Source organism: Staphylococcus durrellii (assembly GCF_015594545.1).
Classification (GTDB): Bacteria; Bacillota; Bacilli; order Staphylococcales; family Staphylococcaceae; genus Staphylococcus; species Staphylococcus durrellii.
Genome location: NZ_JADIIO010000001.1, coordinates 2,080,815 through 2,105,520, shown reverse-complemented (window position 1 = coordinate 2,105,520; position 24,706 = coordinate 2,080,815). Strand labels below are relative to the sequence as shown.

At 32.5% G+C, this 24,706-nt stretch carries 28 protein-coding genes; 17 read left to right on the top strand and 11 right to left on the bottom strand.

The window, feature by feature from the left end:
• Positions 1-6: 6 nt before the first annotated feature.
• On the top strand, positions 7-876 hold the full coding sequence (locus tag ISP02_RS10185) for a Cof-type HAD-IIB family hydrolase (RefSeq protein WP_195721458.1): 870 nt from the start codon (positions 7-9) through the stop codon (positions 874-876).
• A 19-nt stretch (positions 877-895) separates the two neighbouring features.
• A complete protein-coding gene (locus ISP02_RS10180; RefSeq protein ID WP_195721457.1) occupies positions 896-1,462 on the top strand; it encodes an NADPH-dependent FMN reductase in 567 nt (188 codons plus the stop codon).
• 78 nt (positions 1,463-1,540) lie between these two features.
• On the opposite strand, the gene ISP02_RS10175 is transcribed toward ISP02_RS10180, so the two are convergent.
• The 5 genes from ISP02_RS10175 to ISP02_RS10155 form a co-directional block, all read right to left on the bottom strand.
• Entirely contained in the window at positions 1,541-1,879 is a 339-nt protein-coding gene (locus ISP02_RS10175; protein ID WP_195721456.1) for a transcriptional regulator, SarA/Rot family, read from the bottom strand.
• A 22-nt stretch (positions 1,880-1,901) separates the two neighbouring features.
• Complete coding sequence (locus ISP02_RS10170; RefSeq protein ID WP_195721455.1) at positions 1,902-2,714, bottom strand: helix-turn-helix transcriptional regulator; 813 nt, start codon at positions 2,712-2,714, stop codon at positions 1,902-1,904.
• 277 nt (positions 2,715-2,991) lie between these two features.
• Positions 2,992-3,870, bottom strand: coding sequence for a GTP cyclohydrolase FolE2 (gene folE2 / locus ISP02_RS10165; protein ID WP_195721454.1), 879 nt, complete (start codon positions 3,868-3,870; stop codon positions 2,992-2,994).
• Between the two features lie 14 nt (positions 3,871-3,884).
• A complete protein-coding gene (gene bshB2 / locus ISP02_RS10160) occupies positions 3,885-4,550 on the bottom strand; it encodes a bacillithiol biosynthesis deacetylase BshB2 (RefSeq protein ID WP_195721453.1) in 666 nt (221 codons plus the stop codon).
• A gap of 14 nt (positions 4,551-4,564) precedes the next feature.
• A complete protein-coding gene (locus ISP02_RS10155; RefSeq protein WP_408020134.1) occupies positions 4,565-4,924 on the bottom strand; it encodes a YojF family protein in 360 nt (119 codons plus the stop codon).
• Between the two features lie 437 nt (positions 4,925-5,361).
• Here ISP02_RS10155 and hxlA point away from each other — a divergent pair, with 437 nt between their 5' ends.
• The 8 genes from hxlA (at position 5,362) to ISP02_RS10115 (ending at position 13,126) form a co-directional block, all read left to right on the top strand.
• Positions 5,362-5,994, top strand: coding sequence for a 3-hexulose-6-phosphate synthase (hxlA, locus tag ISP02_RS10150; protein WP_195721451.1), 633 nt, complete (start codon positions 5,362-5,364; stop codon positions 5,992-5,994).
• A 2-nt stretch (positions 5,995-5,996) separates the two neighbouring features.
• The gene (gene hxlB, locus ISP02_RS10145) at positions 5,997-6,545 is read left to right on the top strand and encodes a 6-phospho-3-hexuloisomerase (protein WP_195721450.1); all 549 of its coding nucleotides are present in this window, start codon (positions 5,997-5,999) and stop codon (positions 6,543-6,545) included.
• A 582-nt stretch (positions 6,546-7,127) separates the two neighbouring features.
• On the top strand, positions 7,128-8,489 hold the full coding sequence (locus ISP02_RS10140) for an AMP-binding protein (RefSeq protein WP_195721449.1): 1,362 nt from the start codon (positions 7,128-7,130) through the stop codon (positions 8,487-8,489).
• Positions 8,486-9,634, top strand: coding sequence for a thiolase family protein (locus ISP02_RS10135; protein ID WP_195721448.1), 1,149 nt, complete (start codon positions 8,486-8,488; stop codon positions 9,632-9,634). Before ISP02_RS10140 ends, ISP02_RS10135 begins: the two co-directional genes overlap by 4 nt.
• Positions 9,600-9,986: a protein vraC gene (locus ISP02_RS10130; RefSeq protein ID WP_195721447.1), complete on the top strand. Its 387-nt coding sequence runs from the start codon at positions 9,600-9,602 to the stop codon at positions 9,984-9,986. Before ISP02_RS10135 ends, ISP02_RS10130 begins: the two co-directional genes overlap by 35 nt.
• Complete coding sequence (locus ISP02_RS10125; protein WP_195721446.1) at positions 9,970-10,239, top strand: hotdog family protein; 270 nt, start codon at positions 9,970-9,972, stop codon at positions 10,237-10,239. Before ISP02_RS10130 ends, ISP02_RS10125 begins: the two co-directional genes overlap by 17 nt.
• Positions 10,240-10,412: 173 nt before the next feature.
• Complete coding sequence (locus tag ISP02_RS10120) at positions 10,413-11,813, top strand: MFS transporter (RefSeq protein ID WP_195721445.1); 1,401 nt, start codon at positions 10,413-10,415, stop codon at positions 11,811-11,813.
• A gap of 125 nt (positions 11,814-11,938) precedes the next feature.
• A complete protein-coding gene (locus ISP02_RS10115; protein WP_195721444.1) occupies positions 11,939-13,126 on the top strand; it encodes an MFS transporter in 1,188 nt (395 codons plus the stop codon).
• 256 nt (positions 13,127-13,382) lie between these two features.
• Here ISP02_RS10115 and vraX read toward each other — a convergent pair whose 3' ends face one another.
• Positions 13,383-13,553 (bottom strand): C1q-binding complement inhibitor VraX, encoded by a 171-nt coding sequence (vraX, locus tag ISP02_RS10110; protein ID WP_195721443.1) that lies wholly within the window; start codon positions 13,551-13,553, stop codon positions 13,383-13,385.
• 415 nt (positions 13,554-13,968) lie between these two features.
• On the opposite strand from vraX, the gene ISP02_RS10105 reads away from it, so the two are divergent.
• Complete coding sequence (locus ISP02_RS10105; RefSeq protein WP_195721442.1) at positions 13,969-14,904, top strand: lactate/malate family dehydrogenase; 936 nt, start codon at positions 13,969-13,971, stop codon at positions 14,902-14,904.
• Between the two features lie 51 nt (positions 14,905-14,955).
• Here the strand turns inward: ISP02_RS10105 and thiD are convergent, their stop codons facing one another.
• A complete protein-coding gene (gene thiD, locus ISP02_RS10100; protein ID WP_195721441.1) occupies positions 14,956-15,786 on the bottom strand; it encodes a bifunctional hydroxymethylpyrimidine kinase/phosphomethylpyrimidine kinase in 831 nt (276 codons plus the stop codon).
• Positions 15,787-15,879: 93 nt separating this feature from the next.
• Positions 15,880-16,863, bottom strand: coding sequence for a choloylglycine hydrolase family protein (locus tag ISP02_RS10095; protein WP_195721440.1), 984 nt, complete (start codon positions 16,861-16,863; stop codon positions 15,880-15,882).
• A gap of 239 nt (positions 16,864-17,102) precedes the next feature.
• Here ISP02_RS10095 and ISP02_RS10090 point away from each other — a divergent pair, with 239 nt between their 5' ends.
• The 6 genes from ISP02_RS10090 to ISP02_RS10065 all read left to right on the top strand — a co-directional run bounded on the left by ISP02_RS10090 (position 17,103) and on the right by ISP02_RS10065 (position 22,238).
• Positions 17,103-17,771, top strand: coding sequence for a uracil-DNA glycosylase (locus ISP02_RS10090; protein ID WP_195721439.1), 669 nt, complete (start codon positions 17,103-17,105; stop codon positions 17,769-17,771).
• Positions 17,764-18,135 carry a DUF5327 family protein gene (locus ISP02_RS10085; RefSeq protein ID WP_195721438.1) on the top strand — a complete coding sequence of 124 codons (372 nt, stop codon included), beginning with the start codon at positions 17,764-17,766 and terminating at the stop codon, positions 18,133-18,135. Before ISP02_RS10090 ends, ISP02_RS10085 begins: the two co-directional genes overlap by 8 nt.
• 21 nt (positions 18,136-18,156) lie before the next feature.
• Entirely contained in the window at positions 18,157-18,519 is a 363-nt protein-coding gene (locus ISP02_RS10080) for a DUF423 domain-containing protein (protein ID WP_195721437.1), read from the top strand.
• A gap of 63 nt (positions 18,520-18,582) precedes the next feature.
• Positions 18,583-20,058: an APC family permease gene (locus ISP02_RS10075; protein WP_195721436.1), complete on the top strand. Its 1,476-nt coding sequence runs from the start codon at positions 18,583-18,585 to the stop codon at positions 20,056-20,058.
• A 127-nt stretch (positions 20,059-20,185) separates the two neighbouring features.
• Complete coding sequence (locus ISP02_RS10070; protein WP_195721435.1) at positions 20,186-20,653, top strand: MarR family winged helix-turn-helix transcriptional regulator; 468 nt, start codon at positions 20,186-20,188, stop codon at positions 20,651-20,653.
• Positions 20,654-20,834: 181 nt separating this feature from the next.
• A complete protein-coding gene (locus ISP02_RS10065; RefSeq protein WP_195721434.1) occupies positions 20,835-22,238 on the top strand; it encodes an MDR family MFS transporter in 1,404 nt (467 codons plus the stop codon).
• A 126-nt stretch (positions 22,239-22,364) separates the two neighbouring features.
• On the opposite strand, the gene ISP02_RS10060 is transcribed toward ISP02_RS10065, so the two are convergent.
• The 3 genes from ISP02_RS10060 to hemQ all read right to left on the bottom strand — a co-directional run bounded on the left by ISP02_RS10060 (position 22,365) and on the right by hemQ (position 24,678).
• Positions 22,365-22,817 (bottom strand): threonine/serine exporter family protein, encoded by a 453-nt coding sequence (locus ISP02_RS10060; protein ID WP_195721433.1) that lies wholly within the window; start codon positions 22,815-22,817, stop codon positions 22,365-22,367.
• 11 nt (positions 22,818-22,828) lie between these two features.
• Positions 22,829-23,602, bottom strand: a complete 774-nt coding sequence (locus tag ISP02_RS10055) for a threonine/serine exporter family protein (protein WP_195721432.1) — start codon at positions 23,600-23,602, stop codon at positions 22,829-22,831.
• Between the two features lie 326 nt (positions 23,603-23,928).
• On the bottom strand, positions 23,929-24,678 hold the full coding sequence (hemQ, locus tag ISP02_RS10050) for a hydrogen peroxide-dependent heme synthase (protein WP_195721431.1): 750 nt from the start codon (positions 24,676-24,678) through the stop codon (positions 23,929-23,931).
• Positions 24,679-24,706 lie beyond the last annotated feature (28 nt).

Below are 24,706 nucleotides of genomic sequence, written 5' to 3'. Positions count from 1 at the left end.
TATACAATGATAAAGTTAATTGCAACAGATATGGATGGCACATTATTAAATGCTGCGCATGAAGTTTCCGAGGAAAATGTTCAAGCTATTAAATATGCTCAATCCCAAGGAATTACAGTAGTTATTGCCACAGGTCGAGCATTTTATGAAGCTAGTACACCTATCGCACAAACAGATTTAAAATTACCTTATATCTGTTTGAATGGTGCGGAAGTTAGAGATGAATCATTCAATATTAGTAGCACTTCAAATTTAAATAGAGAGTTAATCGATAGAATAACACATGTACTAAAAAGAGAGGAAATTTACTACCAAATATATACCAATATTGGAATTTATACGGAAAATCCTCAACGCGATCTAGAAATTTACATTGATATTGCAGAACGTGCTGGTCAACAAGCTGACGTTGAAAAAATCAAATCAGGAATACAAAAACGAATTGATAATGGCACATTAAAAGTTGTCGAAAATTATGACAAAATTAAAGATACCCCTGGAGAAATCGTGATGAAAATTCTTGCCTTTGATAGCGATCTAGATAAAATTGACCGCGTTAGTGAAGAATTAGCACAATCAGGTAGTTTGGCGGTATCTTCATCTTCTAGAGGCAATATCGAAATTACACATGCAGATGCGCAAAAAGGCATCGCATTACAAACAATTGCTGATAGATTAAGGATTGATATGTCCGATGTTATGGCAATAGGAGATAATTTAAATGATATCTCTATGCTTGAACGTGCAGACTATTCTGTTGCAATGGCGAATGCTACACCAGAAGTTAAAACAATTGCTAAGTTTGAAACTGAATCCAATGAAGAGAGTGGTGTCGGCAAGGCCATTATGAAATTACTTAAAACATATAACAATTAATACATGAGGTGACTTAATAATGAAAGGATTAATCATAGTAGGAAGTGCTAAGTTAGGCTCCCATACGACAGCTTTATCACAATACTTAAAAGGAAATTTTGAAGAGCATGACTTTGAAACTGAAATATTTGATTTAGCTGAAAAACCAATACATCAATTAGATGTTTCTGGTGCTTCAACGCCTATGGAAACTTATAAAAATAATCTTGTTGAATTACAATCTAAAGCAAGAGAAGCTGACTTTTTCGTCTTAGGTAGTCCAAATTATCATGGCTCTTATTCAGGTATATTGAAAAATGCTTTAGACCATTTAACGATGGATGATTTTAAAATGAAACCAGTTGGCTTAATTGGCAATAGTGGCGGTATCGTAAGCGCAGAACCATTATCCCATCTGCGTTTAATAGTACGTACATTACTAGGTATAGCGATACCTACACAAATTGCTACACATGATTCAGATTATAATAAACTTGAAGATGGTACATTATATCTAGCAAACGAAGAGTTCCAATTACGAGCTAAATTGTTTGTAGATCAAATTATTTCTTTTGTTAAAAACAGTCCGTACGAACATTTAAAATAACATAACAATAAGCTACTTAAAATTAAAATCATAAGCGAAACTGGCTATGTCATTTAACGATTTAAGTAGCTTTTTTTATTATAATGAAGTATTAATTAATTTTCTGACTATGGAATGGTACTGCTGTAAAATTTTATTAATACTTACTAAGTCTATGTCGTATAGATAAATACGTCTTTCATCATGTGAATCACGTTCTTTTTTTAATAAGTTAAGACTAATTAAATTACTTAATTGTGATGAAATAGGCGTGTTTTTATTATATAGTGATTTTTTTAGCTCAGAAGCTTCAATAGTCGTCTTATTAATTTCAGCAATTTTATCTAATATTACAATTTCCACCAAAGTAATATTTAAGTTTTGTTTTACTACTTTTTTTATTAAGGTTCTTTTTTCTTCATATTTGATAATATCCATTTTTTCACCATCTTTACATATTTTATTTAATTTTACTTATTTGAGACATTATATTCTTATTGAGCTTGTGCTTAACAAGCTTTATATCTGTGATCTTTTTTTCTGCCCATTTATCAGGTGGGCAGTGATAAACGTGTTGAAAGCGTGTCACGTAATCAGAATAAGTATGAAAGCCATAATCATGCCACGCATGGGCATCATTAGATTGTTCAAGTAATTGTTTGGCATTATGAGTAATTTTTGCTATAGCAATATAATCTGATAAAGTAGTATGCATATATTTTGAAAATTCACGAGATAGAAAAGAATGATTAACATAGTAAGTTTGAGCTATGTTTTTGCATAGTAAAGTATCTATGCAATGCGTATTAATATAATGAATTACGCTTTTAATTAATGTGAATCCATAGGAACTATTCGATGATTGATGCTCGGCTAAATCAACGTTCACTGTATTAAATATATGTTGGAAATATAAGTTGATTGTATGTTTGAAGCGCGAAAATTCACTTTGATGTAAAGCATACAGTGCATTTATTAATAATTGATTGCTTGGATAATTTAAACAATTGATAGGTTGATTTGAAGGTTGAAACAACTCATAAAAATAATGTTGATTTATTGATAATTTTAACAGGGAAGCATGATGAGGAAAAATAACAGTTTGGTCAAAATCAAAAATGTGAAAAACATCACCTACATGGTAATGCTGCAATTCGTTATTTTTTAAGAGAGAGATATTCCCATTAATAATTAAATAAACATTAATACGACTTAAATTAGTAAGATGTTGTAATACATGTTCGTTATTGAAAATTGTTAATGAAAAATCCACACTTAATCACCACACAATGATAAATAATTATATATGAAGAGAAGAAATTGCTAAATACACATATCATATAGTAATTATTTTAATATGATTTTCATTTAATGGGGGTATTATTTTTTTACTCTTTATGTTTATTTATTTACATTATTTTTGGTAATTTTATTTTAAGCTAAAAAATTTAAAGCTAAAACCTAATAATTTAGTTTTAAATAAAAAACTGGAATAATCACATGTAAACAGAGTTACATAAAATGGATTATTCCAGTAAAAGTAAAATTTATTATTTTCTATATTTAATTTTTGCGAAAGCGTCATGTTGGTGGATGGATTCTTCATTACGACATTCTATATCGAACCCTTCAATCCAATCAAATTCCACTAAATCGGCAGCAATAAGACGAATAAGGTCTTCTACAAATCGTGGATTCTCATAGGCGCGCTCAGTGACACTTTTTTCGTCAGGGCGCTTTAAGATTGGATATAAAATTGAGCTAGCATTAGCTTCCATAGCGTCTAAAATAATTTCTTTATAGTTATCACTTAAAGGTGTCTCTTTGTTCAAATAAGCCTTTACAGTAACATAGCCACGTTGGTTATGTGCTGAATATTCGCTTATTTCTTTAGAACAAGGACATAGTGTTGTAACGGCGACATTGACAGTTAATTCTTTACGTGTGACAGCATCGCCGTCAATTGCTAAACCAAATGTAACGTCAGCATTACCTATCGCTTTAATGTTAGTTACTGGACTTAAACGATTGAAAAACCATTTTCCCGAAACATCCACACCAGCAGCACTTTGGTTCATACTATGTTGTAAAGTACCCAACACTTCATTAAGTGAAGTGAAATTAAGTTGGATTCCGTTATCATAATGTTTCTCAACGCTTTCAAGAATACGACTCATGTTAATACCTTTTTCATCTTGATTCAAACTTGTGGAAAAGCTAAACGTTCCAGCTGTTTGATAATCATCAATTCGTACAGGGTAAACCAAGTTTTTAATGCCTACTTCTTCTATATCGAATAAAAAGTTTTTGTTTGTACTTTGTAAGTCGGTCATTTCTTCTTTGACGACAGGTTTAGTGCCTTCGATAGGATCGACAGAACCAAAATGTTTCCATCTTCCTTCTCTTGTAGATAAGTCTAATTCAGTCATGCTAATGCCTCCACTTAAGATTCAAAGTTATAAGTCCAATACGGTTCAACTTCTAAGAAGCCGTTTGCTTCACCAGCTACATCAGAAGTTGCTAATTGCTGTAAAAAAGGACCTGTTTGTGATGCATGTGCTTCAAAAGCACGTAATTTAACATCTTTATAATCACTGATCTTGTTTAAAATATCAGGCTCACCAAGCTTTTCGTGCGCATCGTTACTAAAAGCTACTAACTGCAATCTAGGTCTTGCTTCTTTTGGCATTTTACCAACAGTCCTTACCACTGCTTCTGCAGTTGCTTCGTGATCTGGATGTACTGCAAAATTAGGATAAAATGAAATAATTACTGACGGTTGTAATTCGTCAATTAAAGATTTTACCATATAATCCATTTCATCGTGTGGTTCGAATTCAACTGTTTTGTCTCTTAATCCCATTTTACGTAAATCTTTAATCCCAATTGCTTCAGCAGCTGCTTCGAGTTCTCGTTCGCGAATGTAGGGTAATGATTCTCTCGTCGCAAATGGTGGGTTGCCTAAGTTTCTCCCCATTTGTCCGAGGGTTAGACAAGCGTAAGTAACCGGTACACCATTGTCGATATAACGAGCTAACGTTCCAGCTGATGAGAACGTTTCGTCATCCGGGTGTGGAAAAATTACGAGTACGTGACTTTCTTCTGACATGATTTCGTCCTCCTTTATATGTTAAATGGTTGTGTACTGATTTCTAACGTTGCAGCCAATTGACCTTCATAATTAAAACCAGCTATCAGAAATTCATTATTATCGTTAATTTCAAAGTGAGTTAATCCTTGTACATAAACCCAACCACTGTTCACTAGTTTTAAACCTACACGGTAAGGATCTTTTTCTCCACCTTTAAGTTGTGCATGTTCAAAAGTTATATTAATGTTTCTTAAAAATGTGCCAGCGTTAAATACACGTTGATCAAAATGATTAGCATAAGCCCCGTTAGTAGTTTCTACGTGAATATATACAGGCTTATTCGCGTAAGAATCAAGCAAAGACTGTACTTTGTCATATTCTATTAATTCCAACAAATTCACTCCCTATTATAATAAACGCTAAAATATTCTTTATAAAGTTTCGCGCTAATATTCTTATTATTAATAATGACAATAAAGTATATAAATGAACAACACTCATTTTTCACAAATGTCTATTATATTATTGCTTATATTTTGTGGTAAAAATTGATTATCTTTATATTTTACTAAAAACGAATACAGAAATGTACATCTATGCTCAATTAATTATAAATTTAAATTTCCATGATAAATGATTTTAACCAGAATAACTAGTATGTAAGAAGAAAAATATATATTCTTGCCATTTTAGAGATTTGTTTATAAGTTTAATAAGGATTGTGACGGGTAAACCCCTAATGGACTTAAAATGAGCAATTTATAAGTATAGTGTAGATAACACACTTATAATAAAATTAGAATTGATAACTTTGAAAGGATGAATGTTAATGGAACTACAATTAGCAATTGACTTATTAAATAAAGAAGAAGCGGCTCAATTAGCAAATAAAGTTAAAGATTACGTAGATATCGTAGAGATTGGTACGCCTATCGTTATTAATGAAGGTTTACCTTCAGTTCAACATTTAAACGAAAATATCGACGGTGTAAAAGTATTAGCTGACCTTAAAATCATGGATGCTGCAGGATATGAGGTAAGTCAGGCTGTTAAATATGGTGCCGATGTTGTTACTATTTTAGGCGTGGCAGAAGATGCGTCAATTAAAGGTGCAGTCGAAGAAGCGCATAAAAACAATAAAGAACTTTTAGTAGATATGATTGCTGTTCAAGATCTAGAACAACGTGCTAAAGAATTAGATGCTTTAGGTGCAGACTACATCATGGTGCATACTGGTTATGACTTACAAGCTGAAGGCGTGTCACCATTAGATAGTTTACGTAAAGTTAAAGCAGTAATAAAAAATTCAAAACTTGCGGTAGCTGGTGGTGTTAAACCAGATACAATTGAAGAAGTAGCTAAAGAAGAACCTGATTTAATCGTCGTTGGTGGCGGTATTGCTAATGCTGACGATCCAGTTGCAGCAGCCCAACAATGTCGAAACGCGATTGATGGTAGATAGTTATGGCGGAAATTACTAACTATAGACTAATGTTGGATGAACTTGATCGTACGTTATCTAATATTAAAGAAAATGAGGCAAAAACTTTCTTGGAACAAGTTGTTGCTGCCAATAGCGTTTTTGTCTCAGGTAAAGGAAGATCTGGGTATGTTGCTAATAGCTTTGCCATGAGATTAAATCAGCTTGGCAAACGTGCGCATGTCGTCGGAGAATCCACTACACCTTCTATCACAGAAGACGATTTATTTATTATTGTGTCTGGTTCAGGTTCTACTGAGCATTTAAAAATTTTAGCAGAAAAAGCTAAAGATGCTCATGCGCAAGTTGTCTTGCTAACAACTAAGCCTGAATCATCAATTGGTAAGCTAGCTAATTCAGTAATAGAGTTGCCGGCAGGGACAAAATATGATGCTGAAGGTTCAGCTCAACCGTTAGGTACTTTATTCGAGCAAGCGACACAAATTTTCTTTGATAGTATCGTTTTAGATTTAATGGAAGTATTAAATGTAGACGAAAACACAATGCAACAAAATCATGCGAATTTAGAATAATAATTCATGGTTAGAGATAAATAGTATCTCTAATGTAATGTAAAAAAGGCAAGTGCTATTTTATTTCGATAGCACTTGCCTTTTATTTATAACTTGTTAGTATAATTGCTTGTTTTAAACTATGTTTTGTACACAGTACTTTTAAAATATATAAAAGTATTATTGATGGTGACACGTTTGAGAGAATAGACGTAACGAAGCAATCTTCTGGATAAACGAAACAAACAATCTAGATTATATAAAAAAGACAATAACGTTGCTTGAATTTCACGGATGCTTTTTGGTGTTTTGTTTGAGATGTAATTTTTAGATGCATTTTTAAGAGTTGGGATAAGTCACCACTTATTAAATGTATTTGTTTTTAAAATGAAATTTTACAGCTTGAATCATATAATTTATTAGCTGAATATGCGTTTGATATGTCTTCAGGCACCACATTTAGTTTCTTTAATATGTATCTAGCAATTTAAAACTTAAACATACGCTTCTTACCACTCTTAGATATGAAAATGTGACTTTAATCGCTAACAAAGTAACATTATATTATAATAAGCACTATTAACTAAAATGTGAGTGTGATTTATGGAATTATTAACAAATATCGAACATTTTGCACAAGAATACGGTGGATTTATGGCGATTAAGATTGATAACCAAAGCTTAACTTATCAATCTTTAAATCGTAAAATAAACGAAAAATGTTCTGAACTTAAACATATTGAACAACAAGCTACTGTAGCATTAAATATAGAGAATCCACTAAAATTGGTCATTTATTATTTAGCTGTTATACAACACGGGGCAGTCCCTTGTGTAATAGATTACCGTTGGCCAAAAGAAACAAAAAATAAAATATATAAGCAGTATGGTATAAATTATGAAATTAACAATGATGAAACAATCACACAGTTACATTATTATATTATGGAACAAAATTTAGAAGATATTTTACATATTGGTTTTACATCAGGTACCACTGGTTTGCCTAAAGCATACTTTCGTAATGAGCAATCGTGGTTAGTTTCTTATGACCAAAATGATTTAATGATGAAAGAAGTGCCTACTTACATTATTTCACCTGGACCTATAGCACATTCATTGGCATTATTTGCGTGTGTTTATGCTTTGTACATAGGTAAAACTTTTGTTGGCCAACAACAATTTGATGCTACAAAACTATTAAAAGATATGTGTGTGATGAAAAGCGACATTGCATTTTTTGGTGTCCCAACAATGATTCAACAACTCGCACATCAAAATATTAAAGTACCTCAACTAAGTCATTTGTTTAGCACGGGAGATAAATTTAACCATAATTTACGTACAAGTATTGCACAACAATTTGAAAATGCCATCGTCATAGAATTCTTTGGCTCTTCTGAAGCTAGCTATATTAGCTACAATTATAATAATGGAGCACCTAATCACTCGGTAGGTAAGCTGTTTCCTAATGTGGCAACATCAATAATCGATAAAGATAAACGGGGAATCGGTTTGTTATCTATAAAAAGTAATATGACATTCAGTGGATATGTGCCTCAAAGAATTAATAGCAATGAATGGATTGCTATTGGTGATTACGCTTCTATCGATAAAGATAATTATTTATATCTTCATGGAAGGGAACATGATCGCATAATCATTGGTGGGGAAAATGTTTATCCCATAGAAATAGAGAGAGTTATGGCATTAAATAAAGCTGTAGATGAAGTATTAGTCATTGGTCAAAAGCACTATAAATTTGGTGAATTAGCTATTTTATTATATACGGGTGACAGACATATAGATTATAAAGAGATGCGTGAATTTTTATCAACAAAACTTTCCCGTTATCAAATTCCATCCAAAATAGTAAAAGTACCTAAAATGGTTTATACGAGTAGTGGTAAGATTGCTAGAAAAGAAATGCAAAGACAGTATGAGGAAGGGACATTTAATATATGAAACAACCCATTATAGTAGCAGCTAAAAGGACTGCTTTTGGTAAATATGGTGGAACTTTAAAACATCTTGAACCTGAGCAATTATTATTACCTTTATTTGAAAATTTCAAATCACAATACCCGGATATTATGACAGAAATTGACGATGTTATATTAGGAAATATCGTTGGTAATGGAGGGAATATTGCACGTAAATCGTTATTAGAAGCTGGTTTGGATAATAGTATTCCAGGCCTTACAATAGATCGACAATGTGGCTCAGGTCTAGAAGCTGTTATTCAAGCTTGTCGTATGATTCAGGCAGAAGCGGGGCAAGTGTTCATTACTGGTGGCGTTGAAAGTTCAAGCAGAGCGCCATGGAAAATTAAACGACCTCAATCAGTTTATGATAATGAACTACCTATGTTTTATGAACGCGCTTCATTTGCGCCTGAAAATCAAGACCCTTCAATGATTGAAGCGGCAGAAAATGTAGCACAGCAATTTAATATTACGAAAGAAGAGCAAGATAAATTTGCCTATGAAAGTCATCAAAAAACTATAAAAGCTTATGATAAACAACAAATTACCCAGGAAATATTACCAATAACAGTAAAAGGTAAGTCATTTGCTATAGATGAAAGTGTTAAACCAAGCTTATCATACGAAAGAATACGTCGGTTTAAACCGTTATTAGCTAATGGTAGCGTTAGTGTTGCCAATTGTTGTATGAAGAATGATGGCGCAGTGTTATTACTCATTATGGAGGCAGAATTAGCACAAACATTAGGGTTTAAAGAAGGATTGCAATTTATAGATAGCTCGATTAAAGGGGTAGATCCTAAATTATTAGGCATTGGTCCAGTTCCTACTGTGACTCAATTGTTAAACAAACATAAAATAGCTATGCAAGATATTGATGCCGTAGAATTAAATGAAGCATTTGCATCACAAGTGTTAGCAAGTAAGCAACAACTTAATATTACAGATCAGCAACTCAATCGGTGGGGTGGTGCGATTGCATCAGGGCATCCATATGGTGCAAGTGGTGCAGCACTGGTCACAAGGCTGTTTTATATGAAAAAAGTAGAAAAAAGTATAGCAACTATGGGAATAGGAGGAGGCATGGGTAATGCAATACTCTTCAATAGATGGCATGGAAAATAAAATAATAAAATTTGATAAAGTGCAAGTATCGCAATACAAACAATTATTTGATTTGACTTATTATCGAGATGAAGAAGTACCACCCTTATATTGTGCAAAGTTATGGGGACAGTTTGAGTTGTTTCGTCAATTTCGACAAAGTACTATTAAATTAGTTAGAACAACTATAAATCAAGTAAATAAGTTGGAAGTTGGGAAAGATTATTGTGGCCAAATGACAATGTTAAGTTGCAAGACCTTTAAGCGATATAAACGCTATGAATTTCTACTTGAAATTAATAAAAATAATGCTAAATGTATTTCTATTAAGCAAACATTTATAGAAAGGATAGAAAATGACACAAATAACTAAGCAGTTCGTCGAGAAATATTTAGCTCTTGTCGATGACCAAAACCCTATACACGACTGTATTGTACCAGGACAATTAGTGCTGGAAGTTATATTTTCAAAGTTAGAATTAGACTGGAAATATTATGAAGTGAAGTACATGAGTCCTATTAGTATTAACGAAGAAATAACTATTGAAAATTGTCATGATGGTAAAATAAATGTTTTAGATGAAGATGATGTGGTAAAAACAGTTATTCTTAATAAAGATAATTAATCGTATTTGTTGTTTGTTATTGTTTTTATCAAGAATAAATTATTTTAAAGTTCTATTAATTTTTAGGAAATGTATAAAAAATTAATTTTTCTAAAAGAATAGTTTATTAGCAATTTGACAAAATAATTTAATTGCGTATAATACTATAACATGCTAAGGGAGTGACATGTTCAATGGATTTTGATAAAAGCAATATAAACATGGTTGAAACAAAAAAAGCGAAAAAAACAGTATTCGCGACAGGTATTGGAAATGCCATGGAATGGTTTGATTTTGGTCTTTATTCCTATTTGGCAGTCATCATAAGTCAAAACTTTTTCAGTTCAGTTGAGAATGACCAATTGAAACTAATATTTACTTTTGCTACTTTCGCAATTGCCTTCCTACTTAGACCTGTGGGAGGTATTATCTTCGGTATTATTGGAGATAAATACGGTAGGAAAGTAGTACTAACAACAACAATTATAATGATGGCATTTTCTACATTATTGATTGGTTTGTTGCCTACATATGATCAAATCGGAGTATGGGCACCTATTCTATTATTATTAGGTCGTGTTTTACAAGGTTTTTCAACAGGTGGAGAATATGCAGGAGCAATGGTCTATGTTGCTGAATCTTCCCCAGATAAAAAACGTAATACATTAGGTTGTGGACTTGAAATAGGAACATTATCAGGTTATATCGCAGCCTCAGTGTTAAGTGGTATATTATTTTTTGTGTTAAGTTCTGAGCAAATGGCTAGTTGGGGATGGAGAATTCCATTCATATTAGGTTTATTCTTAGGAATTTTTGGATTCTATTTACGTAGAAAATTAGAAGAATCACCAGTGTTTGAAAATGATATAGAAGCTACACCTAAAAGAGATAATATACATTTCTTCACGATTTTAAGATATTACTATAAAGATATTATTGTTTGTTTCGTAGCAGTTGCATTCTTTAACTGTACCAACTACATGGTAACCTCATACTTACCATCATATTTACAAGGTGTGGTTAAATTAGACGGTACGATGGTATCAGTATTAATTACAATAGTAATGGCTGTTATGATTCCATTAGCACTAATGTTTGGTAGAATAGCAGATAAAATTGGTGAGAAAAAAGTATTCCTAATTGGTTTGATTGGCACAGCTGTATTAAGTATTGTGTCATTCTCATTATTCCAAACTAATTCATTAATCTTTATTATTATTGGTATTTTTATCCTAGGTTTCTTTTTGTCAACATATGAAGCAACAATGCCGGGTTCATTACCAACAATGTTCTATACACATATTCGTTACAGAACATTAGCAGTAACATTTAATGTATCTGTATCTATTTTTGGAGGCACAACACCATTAATTTCTTCTTCATTAGTAGCTAAAACAGGTGATCCATTGTCTCCAGCATACTACTTAACTGCTGTAAGTATCGTAGGTATAATTGTAGTAGGCTTGCTTCATGTAAGTACTGCAGGTAAATCTTTAAAAGGATCTTACCCGAACGTATCTAGTGAAAAAGAATTTGATTATTATGCAGAGCATCCTAAAGAAGCTTTATGGTGGATTAAAGATAAACATGTATAATTTCAAAATATATTTAAAACACTTAGTAACATTTCTTGTTACTAAGTGTTTTTTTATTCGTGTCAGCGAATAGTAATTATGATATGATGACAATTAAATAAAAATAGAATAGTAAGGGGAATTAGATGCTCAAATTATCGCCACCTATATATGCTTTGCTCATCGCTACTTTTTTGCAAAAGTTTACTGAATTTTTAGTCATTCCGTTTTTGTCTATTTATTTAGTATCACAATATCATTATAGCGGTTTTACGGTAGGTACTATTTTAGCAGTTGTAGCCATTACAAAAATGATTATGAGCTTTATTGCAGCACCATTTTTAGACAAATACGATAAGAAAGTAATTATTTATATTGGCTTATTAATTTGTGTAATTAGCTTTGCTAGTTTTCCTCTTATACATAATTATATTGGTTTTATCGCATTTTCAATTTTTTCAAGTGTAGGTACCTCATTAGCCGTGCCATTATATAAAGCTTTAATCTCTATCTTATCTCCAGAAGATAAGAAGAAATTAGTCTTTAATTTGCGTTATTACTTGATTAACTTAGCAGCTGCTTTTGCGCCGTTATTATCAACACATTGGCAATCTATCGGTTATGCAAATTTGTTCTACGCTGTAGCTCTAGCTTATAGCATTAATGTTTTAGTATTTGTATATACTTTTACTAAATATAATGTTGATTTATCTCATTTTAAACAAACAACTTCATTATCATTTAAGCGCTCCTTTAATATATTTAAAAATAACATAAGTTTTGTATATCTGATTGCAGGCGCTATATTTTTTGTGTTTGGCTACAATCAAATGACTGTTTTATTACCTCAGTATTTTACTCATGAACATGGTGCCAATTCTGCTTCAAGTTTATATGCACAGTTAGTTTTAGTGAACGGTATTACGGTGTTAACTTGCCAGTATTTTATTTATAAAATTGGCAATAAAGTACCTACAAAAAATGCTGTTATGATTGGTGGGACATTTTTACCTATTGGACTATTTCTACTTGGTACGATGACGCATATTGTTATGCTTGTTTTGGCGATGTTTATATTTACCATCGGAGAAATGTTTGTATTTACAATGCTTGATATACGAATAGATGAAATTTCACAAGATGGTTTAAAAGGTTCGTATTACTCTTTAGCAGGCTTGCAAAACTTTGGCGGACTAGTAGCACCTCTGTTAGGCGGTTATTTGCTTGATATTACGCAACATGGTTTTATACTTTTCGGGATTTTAGCTATTATTACATTTATTAGTGTATGGATGTTTAGCTTAAGTAAGAAGAAAGAGATTTATTCTGCATAAAAAGAAGCGACGTTGTAGTTAGTAAACTTCGAGTATTCTCTCCAAGTTATCAAAGGGGACAATCTTTGACTAACATAACGCCGCTCTATTATAGGTGAGTTAATTAGGGTTGTAACGAAAAGTATCATTTGTAAGGGGACAACTTATAAATATACTTTAATACAAATCATTCTTAAGGGGAGTTAATTTCATGTTCAAATGTTTAAGGTTGTACTTATGGGTATAACTTATGTGTGCTCTATAGATGCCGCTTTTGTTAATAACTAAGATTCATGTTATCAACGTCTCTTTCTAGTAGAGAGAGTAACCTATACAGTTCTGAATTACTAAAATTTTCATCAAACTTCACAGTTATTGTTTTAAAAGTTTTAGTAATTATCTCACAAATAGGGTTACCATTTTCAAAAGCTTGTTTGTAGATAATCATGTTGCGTTCCTCCTTTGCTCTCTACATGTATTATAATAACTTAATTACTTTATAAATACATGAGTCTGGGGTATCAAATTGATATCAGACTTTCGACCGGTATTTTATCTCTTGCGCATAGAGCTATTTTGTAACAAGTGTTAAATGGTTTAAACAATAGGATATTGAGATAAATTAATAACTATTGAAACATTCCCTTCTTTGTTGCTCTATGTTAAATATAATAAAGCATGTTTAATGAAAATACATGAGTCTGGGGTATCAACTTTTATTCGGTCTTAAGGATATATAACTTCTATATCGCGAGACCTATATAGTGGTGGAAAAGATATACGGTTTAATTTTTTGAGCGTAGTACAATAATTAATGTAAGGTAAATATATAAAATGAAAATATTAAGACAAGGGGCGATAATATGAAATTAGGTATCATTGGCATTGGTAAGGTAGGAAGTCAATTTTTAACAGATATTCAATATATGAATCAATTTTCTGAAATAACGGTTATTGATACCAATGAAAATTTACTTAAAGGCGAGGTGCTAGATCATCAACATATGCAAGGTTTAGCTTCAACAAATAGTATTGATGTACATGTTGGAGATTATAAAGATTTAGCAGATGCTAATCTCATCGTTATAACGGCAAGTACGCCAATGGACGCGTCGATTGTAGATCGTACAAGCTTGGCACGTAATAATAAAATAATTGTGAAAGATATTATGTCACGGATCGAACAAGTTACACATGATGCAATCATTATTTTTATTACTAACCCCGTAGATGCTATGACATATGTCGCAACTACAACTTCAAATTATCCTAAGCATAAAATCCTAGGCACGGGTACACTGTTAGAAAGTGCTCGCTTTAGAAAATTAATTGCTAATCATTATAATATCGATCCTAAAAGCGTGGAAGCTTTCGTAATGGGTGAACATGGTAAGCACGCCGTACCTATATGGAGCCGAGTACGTATTGGCGGTATGACTATCGAAGAGTTTGAAGAACTTTATGATTGTGAACCTATAGATAAAGAAGCGATAAGTAGTATTATCGACAAAGTAGCTTTTGATGTTTTACATAATAAAGGCTGGACAAATACGGCCATTTCACGTGCCACAGTCGAATTAGTTAATACTATTGTGTTAAATCAACGCGCTATTTTACCGGTAACTTCAATGTTAGAAGGTGAATATAATAAGCACAATGTAGGATTAGGTATTCCTACATTAATAAGTAATCAAGGTGTTGAAAAACGTTTTGATATGAAGTTAGACGAGATAGAACTTCAACGTCTTGCAGATGCGGAAGCTTATATTAAAGAAGCAATAGCAGTAGAAGAAGCATAAAAAAAGTCCCTTCATTAATGCATCAATGAAGGGACTTTTTTATTGAATATTTTAAACTTCTGTTACTTCTACGTCTATTTGTTCTACGCGATTAAATGCACCATGATCCACTGGACCAACAAAGTCATTCATTTTCCAACCATTTTTAATAGCTGAAGCAACGAACGCTTTGGCAGCAATAACAGCTTCTTTAGGTGATTTGCCATTAGCTAAATAAGCAGTAGTAGCCGCAGCGAAAGTACAGCCCGCACCATGGTTGTAACTTTGTTGGAACATGTCTGTAGTTAATTGATAGTAATTTTGACCATCGAAATATAAATCGTATGATTTTTCTTGATCTAATGCTTTACCGCCTTTAATAATTACATGACTAGCACCTTGTTCATGAATGATTTTAGCAGCTTTTTTCATATCTTCTATCGTAGTTAATTTACCCAAATTAGATAATTGACCTGCTTCAAATAAATTTGGTGTTACAACAGTTGCTTTCGGTAAAAGATATTTAATCATTGCATCTGTATTACCTGGGTTTAATACTTCATCTTCCCCTTTACAAACCATAACAGGGTCTACGACAAAATAATCTGCACCTGACTCTTCAAATGCTTCCCCGGCACGTTTGATAACTTCTTCAGTACCTAGCATACCTGTTTTGACTGCATCAGGCCCGATAGAAATTGCTGTTTCCAATTGTTTTTCAAAAACGTCAAATGGAATTGGCGTTACATCGTGAGACCACGTTGCTTTATCCATCGTTACAATTGAAGTTAAAGCTACAATGCCATAAGTTTGTAACTCTTGAAAAGTTTTTAAGTCAGCTTGCATTCCAGCGCCAGCACTAGTGTCAGAACCGGCAATCGTTAAAGTTTTTTTTAATGCCATAAATAATCCACTCCCACAAAATTCTTTTAAATATATCATATCATTTTTGTTGGATATGCAAAGTATAACGTGCTAAATAGCACTATATTTAGACTATGAATTTAAATGGACAGTTGAAAATTTATTGTTAAGTGAAAAATAAGTTAAATCATCAGCATTTAATAATTTATCATTTAAAGTCACTTGAAATATATCGCTACTATAATAAGGCTTAATATAGTAAGAACGTGTTTTGCTTTCCATAATTAATTGATATTGTGTGTAATGCGTTTCTCCTGAATCTAATACGGCACCTTTAGGAATACTAACGGCATCGAGAATTTTAAAGCAATTCGTTAGATTTAATGTTTCGTCATTAGCATCAACCATATGATTACGTAAATAAGCTGCACGAACAAACCGTTCGGAAGAAGTATATCCACCTGGCAAACCATTGGTACCTGCTTCGACGCCTAAAGGTCGTATAAGTACTTTGCCCATGATTTTCTGAGTGCTTTTTTCAGGTGTTAAAAAGGCATAATTACGTAAGTTCTCAATTTGCCACTCTAAGTTTGGCATGTTCGTCATTACATTTACATGATTGTCTTTTACTACGAGCAAACCATCATGCGGTTCAACAGTAACGGTATTACCTTGATTATCAGTAATGAGAAAATGTAGGGGAGGAACGACGTTTAAAGTTGGATTTTTAATATTAACTATATTTAGTCGTTTCATTTTATATTTTAAATCAGCAATATCTTTTACATAAGCAAGTACCCATACGATAAATTCTTCAGGTGCTAAATTAAAATATCCTTCTCTTTTGTCAACTGAATATGTAGCTTCTCCGGTAAAATAATGATTGGATACGGCAAGGCCATGTTCATTAATACCGTCACCAAAACGATATCTACCTACTTTTACACCTGTACCTAAAAAGCCATAACTTAGTTTTGAAACGGGTTCTAAGTCAAACTGATAATTATAATTACGGGGGACACTTATAGGTATCCCATTAAATTCAAAAGCGAAGTCCATTGTTCGCGCTAAATAATGATAGTTGTTATTGCTAAAGAATGAAAGCCCTGTACACATGTTGTATCACTCCAATTTTGACGTTGAAAATCTTAATACAAGCATAAAACAAATATCTGGTGAATTGCAATTATATTGTTAACTAAAATACAGTTAATGTTTACATTTTATAAAGGATTAAGTTTTTAAACTTAATCCTTTCCATTATAATAGATGCAATAAAATCGACATATTTATAAGAAATATTCATGGTAACTTTAAGGTAGTGATATGTTATGATATTTGGTGAGGTGAAGTCTATGGAATGGTCAGAAGTGTTCCACGATATAACTAATCGTCATGATTTCAAAGAAATGCACGACTTTTTAGAACAAGAATATTCAACTAAAATTGTTTATCCCGATAAAGAAAATATTTATCAAGCTTTTGATTTAACGCCTTTTGATAATGTTAAGGTAGTAATATTGGGTCAGGATCCATATCATGGTCCAAATCAAGCCCATGGATTGGCGTTTTCAGTACAACCAAATGCAAAATTCCCACCTTCTTTAAGAAATATGTATCAAGAATTAGAAGATGATATTGGTTGTGTAAGAACTTCTCCACATTTACAAGATTGGGCTCGAGAAGGTGTGCTATTGTTAAACACTGTACTTACGGTACGGCAAGGGGAAGCACATTCTCATAAAGAGATAGGTTGGGAAACTTTTACTGATGAAGTTATACAAACTGTATCTCAAAATTTATCTAATGTTGTGTTTATTTTATGGGGAAAACCTGCGCAACAAAAAATAAAATTAATAGATACTAGTAAACATTTCATCATTAAAGCACCGCATCCAAGCCCACTATCTGCTTATAGAGGCTTCTTTGGTTCGAAGCCATACTCTAAAGCCAATGACTATTTGAAATCTAAAGGAATTCAACCGATAAACTGGTGTGAAGGTGAGCGAAAAGACAATGGATAAAGATAAAATTATCGAATTAATCGAACATGAACTTGTACAAGCTGATGAAGCACAAAGTGATGCTGATTTTGAAAAACACATGTATGCCATTCATACATTAACTTCACTTTATACTAATGGTTCAAGTAATACTAGAAAAACAAGAGACAATACATATAATGTAGCGTCTTCATTTAAGAAAACAGTTCATAATTCAAATAGTAGCGATAAATCAACGGATATAAGTGCGGAAGAGCTTCAAGCAATGGGGGCAAAAGTGCCTTCATCATTGCAACAACAATCATCTGTTCAAAATAGCACGCAAAGTTCTAAATTAACAACAGATGATAATATAGGTAATGGCGATTCAATTTTTGATTTTTAAATATAGAAGGGACTTAATAAAATGAAGCTATTTATAATTTTAGGTGCTTTAAATGCACTAATGTCAGTAGCAACAGGTGCTTTTGGAGCACATGGTTTAGAGGGCAAGTTATCAGATAAATATATGTCAGTTTGGGAAAAAGCAACAACTTATCAAATGTATCATGGTTTAGGCCTTATTGCCCTAGGTATCATTAGCGGTACGACGTCAATCAATGTTAATTGGGCAGGATGGTTACTTTTTGGAGGTATCGTTCTCTTTAGTGGATCATTGTATATATTAGCGTTAACACAAATTAAAATATTAGGTGCAATCACGCCAATTGGTGGCTTGATGTTTTTAGCAGGATGGTTGTTGTTAGTCATCGCAACAATCAAATTGTAAAATTACCTATGTTACAAAAGCTTATCTTATGGGTATAATACACTCCATGAGGTGAGTTTTTTTATGAGTAATAAAAATGTAAATGTGGATAGGGGAGATTTGAAACAAAATCTCTCTGAAAAATTTGTTTGGGCCATTGCATATGGTTCATGTATAGGTTGGGGTGCGTTTATTTTACCCGGCGATTGGATTGGACAATCTGGACCGATTGCAGCAGCAATTGGTATTACAATAGGCGCACTATTAATGATTTTGATCGCCATTAGTTATGGTGCTTTAGTAGAACGTTTTCCGGTTTCTGGTGGTGCTTTCGCATTCAGTTTCTTAGGATTTGGGAGGTATGTGAGCTTTTTCTCATCATGGTTTTTAACATTTGGATATATTTGTGTTGTAGCTTTAAACGCTACGGCATTTAGTTTACTAATAAAGTTCTTAATGCCTAACATCTTAGAAACTGGTAAGTTATATACGATTGCTGGTTGGGATGTTTACATTACAGAAATAATTATCGCGTCAGTATTGCTTTTAGTATTTATGTTTATAGCAATTAAGGGTGCTAGCGTGTCTGGCTCATTACAATATTATTTCTGTGTGGCAATGGTTATAACAATATTACTATTATTTTTCGGTTCATTTTTCGGTCATAACTTTGCTTTTGATAACCTTCAACCTATAGCAAGTAAATCTAAGGGATGGTTTACATCTATTATTATGATTGTAGCCGTAGCACCATGGGCATATGTCGGGTTTGATAACATTCCTCAAACTGCGGAAGAATTTGATTTTTCACCAAATAAAACTTTTAAACTTATTGTTTATAGTTTATTAGCTTCTGCTTTTACGTATGTCATTATGATATTATATACAGGTTGGTTAAGTACAAGTTCTAAAAGTTTAAATGGTAACTTGTGGTTAACTGGTGCTGAAACACAAGAAGCTTTTGGTTATATAGGCTTGGCAGTATTAGCCATCGCAATTATGATGGGGATATTCACTGGCTTAAACGGCTTTTTAATGAGCTCAAGCAGATTGCTATTTTCAATGGGCCGTTCAGGTATTATGCCTTCAATTTTTAGTAAATTGCATAAAAAATATAAGACACCGTATGTGGCGATTATATTTTTAGTCTCAATTACTTTAATAGCACCTTGGTTAGGCCGTACTGCATTAACATGGATCGTCGATATGTCTTCGACAGGCGTATCAATCGCATATTTAATAACATGTTTATCAGCTGTTAAGCTTTTTAGTTACAAAAAAAGTAGTAATACTTATGGCCCTATATACAAAACCTTTGCTATATTAGGTACTATCGTAGCATTTATATTTTTACTATTATTATTGGTGCCAGGTTCACCAGCAACTCTATCATTGCCTTCATATATCGCATTAGGTGGTTGGACTATAATTGGATTAATTTTCTTTATCGTTCGTTATCCTAAATTGAAACGTATGAATAATGATTATTTAAGTCAAATGATATTAAATCGTACAGATGCTGAAGTTGAAACAATATTGCATGAAGATGATAAAAAATAATAAATAGCGAGAGTCTGGGATCTTTTTATCTCGGACTCTTTTTGTGTTCTAATAGTATGGAATTACTTTAAAATTTAATGTTATAATTATATTGTGATAATGCGAATCGTAATTATGAGGTGTAACAATGAATAAAGAAGAAAAGCTCATGAGTGAAATGAGAAGACTTTATCAAAAAATAGAGTGGTTGAATAAACCACAAATGCAAAGAGAACTTGCTGGTTATACTGCGACCGAGGTTCACTGTGTACAAGCTATACAAAAAATTGATGATCCCAATGTACAAAAGCTATCACAAGAATTATATATGACACGTGGTGCAATAAGTAAATTAATGAAGAAGTTACTTGCGAAAAGTTTGATTGCAAGTTATCAACGAGATGATAATAAAAAGGAAATTTATTACAAGTTGACGGACAAAGGGTATAAGATATTTGCTACCCATGAACGATTGCATGCCCAGTTTCAAGAAAGGGATCATAAGGTGTTTGAAAATATCAAAGATGAACATTATGACGCCATGTTGTCATTTATTGAACAATATTCGGAGCATCTTGAAGAAGAAATATTAAAGCAAAAAACTTCCGATAAATAAAATTCATTTTAAAAGTTAACTACCAATTAAACTTAAATTTTGCAACAACTTAAGTTTAATTGGTAGTTTTTTGCGCGTGAATAACTCTTTTCATTAAAGATTCTTTTTTTATTGTTGACAAGGAAACAATATTGATTTAATATTTTGTTTCTGAAGAAACAATAATGTAAAGGATGTATATATGAAACAAGAGAATCAAAATAAAATACCACAACATATACTAATTGCAGCGTGGTCTATAGCATTAGGTGCAATAGCACCTATGTTAGACTCAACAATGGTTAACATTGCGATAAAACAATTATCAGCAACATTTCATACGACTTTAAGCGTTTTACAGTGGGCAATTACAGGATACATATTGGCCTTAACTTTAGCAGTACCCATATCTGGTTGGCTGATGAATAAATTTAATGGTAAACGTGTTTTTATCAATGCTGTAATTACTTTTGGAGTTATATCGTTATGCGTTGGTTTGAGCAATTCTGTAACCATGTTTATAGTTTTTAGAATTATTCAAGGATTTAGTGCAGGTATTATCACTACCTTAATGTCCACGTTACTAGTTAAAGTTGCTGGGGAAGCTTATTTAGGACGGGTGATTGCTATTGTGACTACGCCAATGATTTTAGGGCCAATTTTAGGCCCTGTATTAGGAGGCGTATTAATACAATTAGCGACGTGGCAATGGTTATTTTTTATTAACGTCATAGTGACCCTTATTGCGCTGCCTTTGATGATGAAAAATTTACCTGAATTTGAACCTTTTAAGAAACACCGTGAATTAGACATTGTGGGATTAATCATTTTAGCTATACTGACAGTCACAATTATTTACGGTGTTACATGTGCTGCCCAATATAATACATTTAGTAATAACAGCACTGAACGCTTTGTAACGATAGGAATTATAATGTTTATTATTTATGTTTTCTATGATCGCTTTAGTAAGAGGTCTACCGTATTACCAATAGAATTATTTAAGACGAGAAATTTTGCCGCTTCTAGTGCGGGGTTATTGTTAGCTAACATGGCAATTTTAGGGCCGATGATCATATTGCCATTATTCTTTCAAACGTTTAAACACTATACAGAAATACAAGCTGCTATTGCCCTTATACCTCAAGGTGTAGGGATGTTAATTACAAGACCATTTATAGGGAAAGCGACTGATAAATATGGAGCTAAATGTGTACTTATCATTAGTATTCTATTGTCGTTAATCGGTTCAGTACCACTAATATTTATTTCTAATCACACGCCTATGATTTGGATATTATTGACGCTCTTTATACGTGGCTTATGCGTTGGTGGAATAATGCTTCCTTTTACAAGTAATGCCTATAAAGGTCTTAAAGAAGAACAACTACCTGAAGCAGGTGTAGGTGTGAATATTATTGAACAATTAGGTACGACGTTTGGAACGGCAATTATTGCGACAATTGTAGCTAGCCAAGCTAATCATATCCATACGACAACAAACCATTCAATAATAGGTTATCATTGGAGCTTTTTGCTATCAGCTATATTGGTGTTTTGTTTAATTATTCCAAGCATTTTTATTAAAACTTCTGCTAATAACTAAATTGATACTACGGCAATACCATATCTTGGATGTTGCAGTAAGTACAAAAGACTATCGACAAAGCATTTAGCAATGTCGATAGTCTAGTTCAGAGCGCTTCTTAAATTATTTTAAGGATAGCTCTATTTATATTTTACGACGGGTACGTTCAGTACCAGAGATTATTAACTTTGATAATTGATCGGCGAATAATAGTCCTAGAGCAATAGCGCCGGCTATTAAAGTAACTTCTAACATCGTATTGATAGCTTTACTAAATTGTACTAAAACTAAATTTTTCGTAGCATCAAAAGCTAAACCTCCGGGTACTAAAGGAATAATACCAGGAATCATAAAAATAATTACAGGTTCTTTTTTTAAGCGTGCCATAATATGACTGAGTAAGCCTAAAGCTAAACTACCGAAAAAACTACAATATATTTTATGAATTTCTAGTCCTTCTGAGAAAAAAATGTAAACCATCCAACCGCTTGCTCCTACGATGCCTGCAGTATTATAGAGGCGTTTTGGAACATCAAAAATAACGCCGAAAAACAAGGACGCAGCATAACTAAATATTAAATTTAATATCCAAAACATAAGCATGCCTCCTAAAGTATGATTAAAATAGTTCCAACACCAGCACCTATGCCAAAAGCAGTTACGAGTGCTTCAAGAGATTTGGTAGTGAACATTAACATATGTCCACCAAATAAGTCTTGAATAGCATTTGTTATTAATACGCCTGGCACAATAGGCATGACAGAAGCGATAATAATGGTTTCTATAGAGCCGCCAGGAAATAAATAGTTACCTAAGACGGCAAATAAAGCAATCACGATCGCACCGAGAAACTCAGGGATAAAATGTGTATGTAATTTGCGATCTAATATTTCTACAACGATATAACCAAATGCACCCGCAAATAATGCTGTGAAAATATCTACTAAATGTCCCCCCTGTAAATATAAAAAGCTCACAGATATGACACTAGCTGCAATGAATTTATAAATTAAATCATGGTTAATACTTTGTTCATGATAAATTTTTTCTAATTCTTTGTATGCTTCTTCTAGAGGTATTTCATTTTTAGTAATTTTTCTAGACACATCATTTGTACGAGAAATACGAAACAAATTTGTATCGCGTGATTTAATTCTAAAGATTCTTGGATTAGATTCATTATGTAACATAAAATTGATAACGGTATTAGTTACGAAACTATTACTTTCTAAGTAACCAAGGGAGTTAGCTATACGCGTCATAGTGTCTTCTACTCTCGTACCTTCTGCACCTGACTCTAGTAGAATACGGCCAGCTAACACAATAACATCTTTAATTAATTTTTCATTGGAATCTTCAGTTGATTGATTTATTGTTGTCATGTCATCACCAATTATTATTTGATTTCACTAATTTTTTTAATTGTAACATGGAATACAATTTTTGTTTTTACAATATCAAAATTAACCCTCAAAAAGATTTATATTGAGAAAGTTTGTTTTAAAACACAAAAAAGTTTGCAACAACTTATAATTTTTATGTATAATATTGTTGACCGTTAATTTAAAATGGTTAAAAAATGATGCAATATTGAGTAGCGACAATATTGACTGAATTTGTTGCAATGAATTAAGTTCTCTCAAACACACAAAAAAGCGTCTGAACTCAATAGTTTAGACGCTTTTCATTATTACTATTGCAATAATTATTAAAATGCAAAGAATGATGGTAATTGTTCTCCATGTATAATTTGGCCTACATAGAAACTACCAAAATCACCATATCGTGCAGTAGTTTCATCGAATCTCATTTCGTAAACTATTTTTTTGAATTGTAATGGGTCATCAGCAAATAGTGTAACGCCCCATTCATAATCGTCTAAACCGACAGAACCAGTAATAAATTGCTTGATTTTACCTGCATACTTACGTCCGATTTTACCGTGGTTATACATTAATTCTTGGCGTTTTTCAAGAGGCAACATATACCAGTTATAAGTTTCATTACGACGTTTATCCATAGGATAGAAACAAATATATTCTGAAGTTGGTAATTCTGGGAATAGTCTAGGCTTGATATGCGGGTTTTCGTATGGGTCTTCGTCTGATTTACCTGCTAAATAATTTCCGAGTTCAATAATTGAAACGTATGAATAAGTTGGAATTAAATAATCCGTAATTTTTAATTTGTTAAATTCGTTTTCAACCGCATTTAAGTCTTTTAATTCAGGTCTCAAAACCCAAAGTAAAATATCTGCTTTTTGACCTGTTATATTATAAAATGCATGGTCTCCAACGTTATTTTGACGCGCAGATTCATGCTTAGTTAAAAATGATTGAAGTTCCTCAACCAAAGTTTGACGTTCAGATTCTGGTACTAAACGTAAAGTTGTCCAATCTATAGCATAGAATAAATGTAAGCTATACCAACCATCTAAAGTTTCTGGTGCTTGTGGCATTATTATCGCTCCTTTGTATTATTTAATT

What these genes read in the sequence shown, in the direction of transcription:
- ISP02_RS10115 (WP_195721444.1), top strand. Translation starts at nt 11,939, where the DNA reads ATGCTCAAATTATCGCCACCTATATATGCTTTGCTCATCGCTACTTTT.
- ISP02_RS10065 (WP_195721434.1), top strand. Translation starts at nt 20,835, where the DNA reads ATGAAACAAGAGAATCAAAATAAAATACCACAACATATACTAATTGCA.
- ISP02_RS10185 (WP_195721458.1), top strand. Translation starts at nt 7, where the DNA reads ATGATAAAGTTAATTGCAACAGATATGGATGGCACATTATTAAATGCT.
- ISP02_RS10090 (WP_195721439.1), top strand. Translation starts at nt 17,103, where the DNA reads ATGGAATGGTCAGAAGTGTTCCACGATATAACTAATCGTCATGATTTC.
- ISP02_RS10105 (WP_195721442.1), top strand. Translation starts at nt 13,969, where the DNA reads ATGAAATTAGGTATCATTGGCATTGGTAAGGTAGGAAGTCAATTTTTA.
- ISP02_RS10075 (WP_195721436.1), top strand. Translation starts at nt 18,583, where the DNA reads ATGAGTAATAAAAATGTAAATGTGGATAGGGGAGATTTGAAACAAAAT.
- folE2 (WP_195721454.1), bottom strand. Translation starts at nt 3,870, where the DNA reads ATGACTGAATTAGACTTATCTACAAGAGAAGGAAGATGGAAACATTTT.
- hxlA (WP_195721451.1), top strand. Translation starts at nt 5,362, where the DNA reads ATGGAACTACAATTAGCAATTGACTTATTAAATAAAGAAGAAGCGGCT.
- ISP02_RS10120 (WP_195721445.1), top strand. Translation starts at nt 10,413, where the DNA reads ATGGATTTTGATAAAAGCAATATAAACATGGTTGAAACAAAAAAAGCG.
- vraX (WP_195721443.1), bottom strand. Translation starts at nt 13,553, where the DNA reads ATGATTATCTACAAACAAGCTTTTGAAAATGGTAACCCTATTTGTGAG.
- bshB2 (WP_195721453.1), bottom strand. Translation starts at nt 4,550, where the DNA reads ATGTCAGAAGAAAGTCACGTACTCGTAATTTTTCCACACCCGGATGAC.
- ISP02_RS10125 (WP_195721446.1), top strand. Translation starts at nt 9,970, where the DNA reads ATGACACAAATAACTAAGCAGTTCGTCGAGAAATATTTAGCTCTTGTC.
- ISP02_RS10130 (WP_195721447.1), top strand. Translation starts at nt 9,600, where the DNA reads ATGCAATACTCTTCAATAGATGGCATGGAAAATAAAATAATAAAATTT.
- ISP02_RS10175 (WP_195721456.1), bottom strand. Translation starts at nt 1,879, where the DNA reads ATGGATATTATCAAATATGAAGAAAAAAGAACCTTAATAAAAAAAGTA.
- ISP02_RS10060 (WP_195721433.1), bottom strand. Translation starts at nt 22,817, where the DNA reads ATGTTTTGGATATTAAATTTAATATTTAGTTATGCTGCGTCCTTGTTT.
- hxlB (WP_195721450.1), top strand. Translation starts at nt 5,997, where the DNA reads ATGGCGGAAATTACTAACTATAGACTAATGTTGGATGAACTTGATCGT.
- ISP02_RS10135 (WP_195721448.1), top strand. Translation starts at nt 8,486, where the DNA reads ATGAAACAACCCATTATAGTAGCAGCTAAAAGGACTGCTTTTGGTAAA.
- ISP02_RS10070 (WP_195721435.1), top strand. Translation starts at nt 20,186, where the DNA reads ATGAATAAAGAAGAAAAGCTCATGAGTGAAATGAGAAGACTTTATCAA.
- ISP02_RS10180 (WP_195721457.1), top strand. Translation starts at nt 896, where the DNA reads ATGAAAGGATTAATCATAGTAGGAAGTGCTAAGTTAGGCTCCCATACG.
- hemQ (WP_195721431.1), bottom strand. Translation starts at nt 24,678, where the DNA reads ATGCCACAAGCACCAGAAACTTTAGATGGTTGGTATAGCTTACATTTA.
- thiD (WP_195721441.1), bottom strand. Translation starts at nt 15,786, where the DNA reads ATGGCATTAAAAAAAACTTTAACGATTGCCGGTTCTGACACTAGTGCT.
- ISP02_RS10055 (WP_195721432.1), bottom strand. Translation starts at nt 23,602, where the DNA reads ATGACAACAATAAATCAATCAACTGAAGATTCCAATGAAAAATTAATT.
- ISP02_RS10085 (WP_195721438.1), top strand. Translation starts at nt 17,764, where the DNA reads ATGGATAAAGATAAAATTATCGAATTAATCGAACATGAACTTGTACAA.
- ISP02_RS10095 (WP_195721440.1), bottom strand. Translation starts at nt 16,863, where the DNA reads ATGTGTACAGGGCTTTCATTCTTTAGCAATAACAACTATCATTATTTA.
- ISP02_RS10140 (WP_195721449.1), top strand. Translation starts at nt 7,128, where the DNA reads ATGGAATTATTAACAAATATCGAACATTTTGCACAAGAATACGGTGGA.
- ISP02_RS10080 (WP_195721437.1), top strand. Translation starts at nt 18,157, where the DNA reads ATGAAGCTATTTATAATTTTAGGTGCTTTAAATGCACTAATGTCAGTA.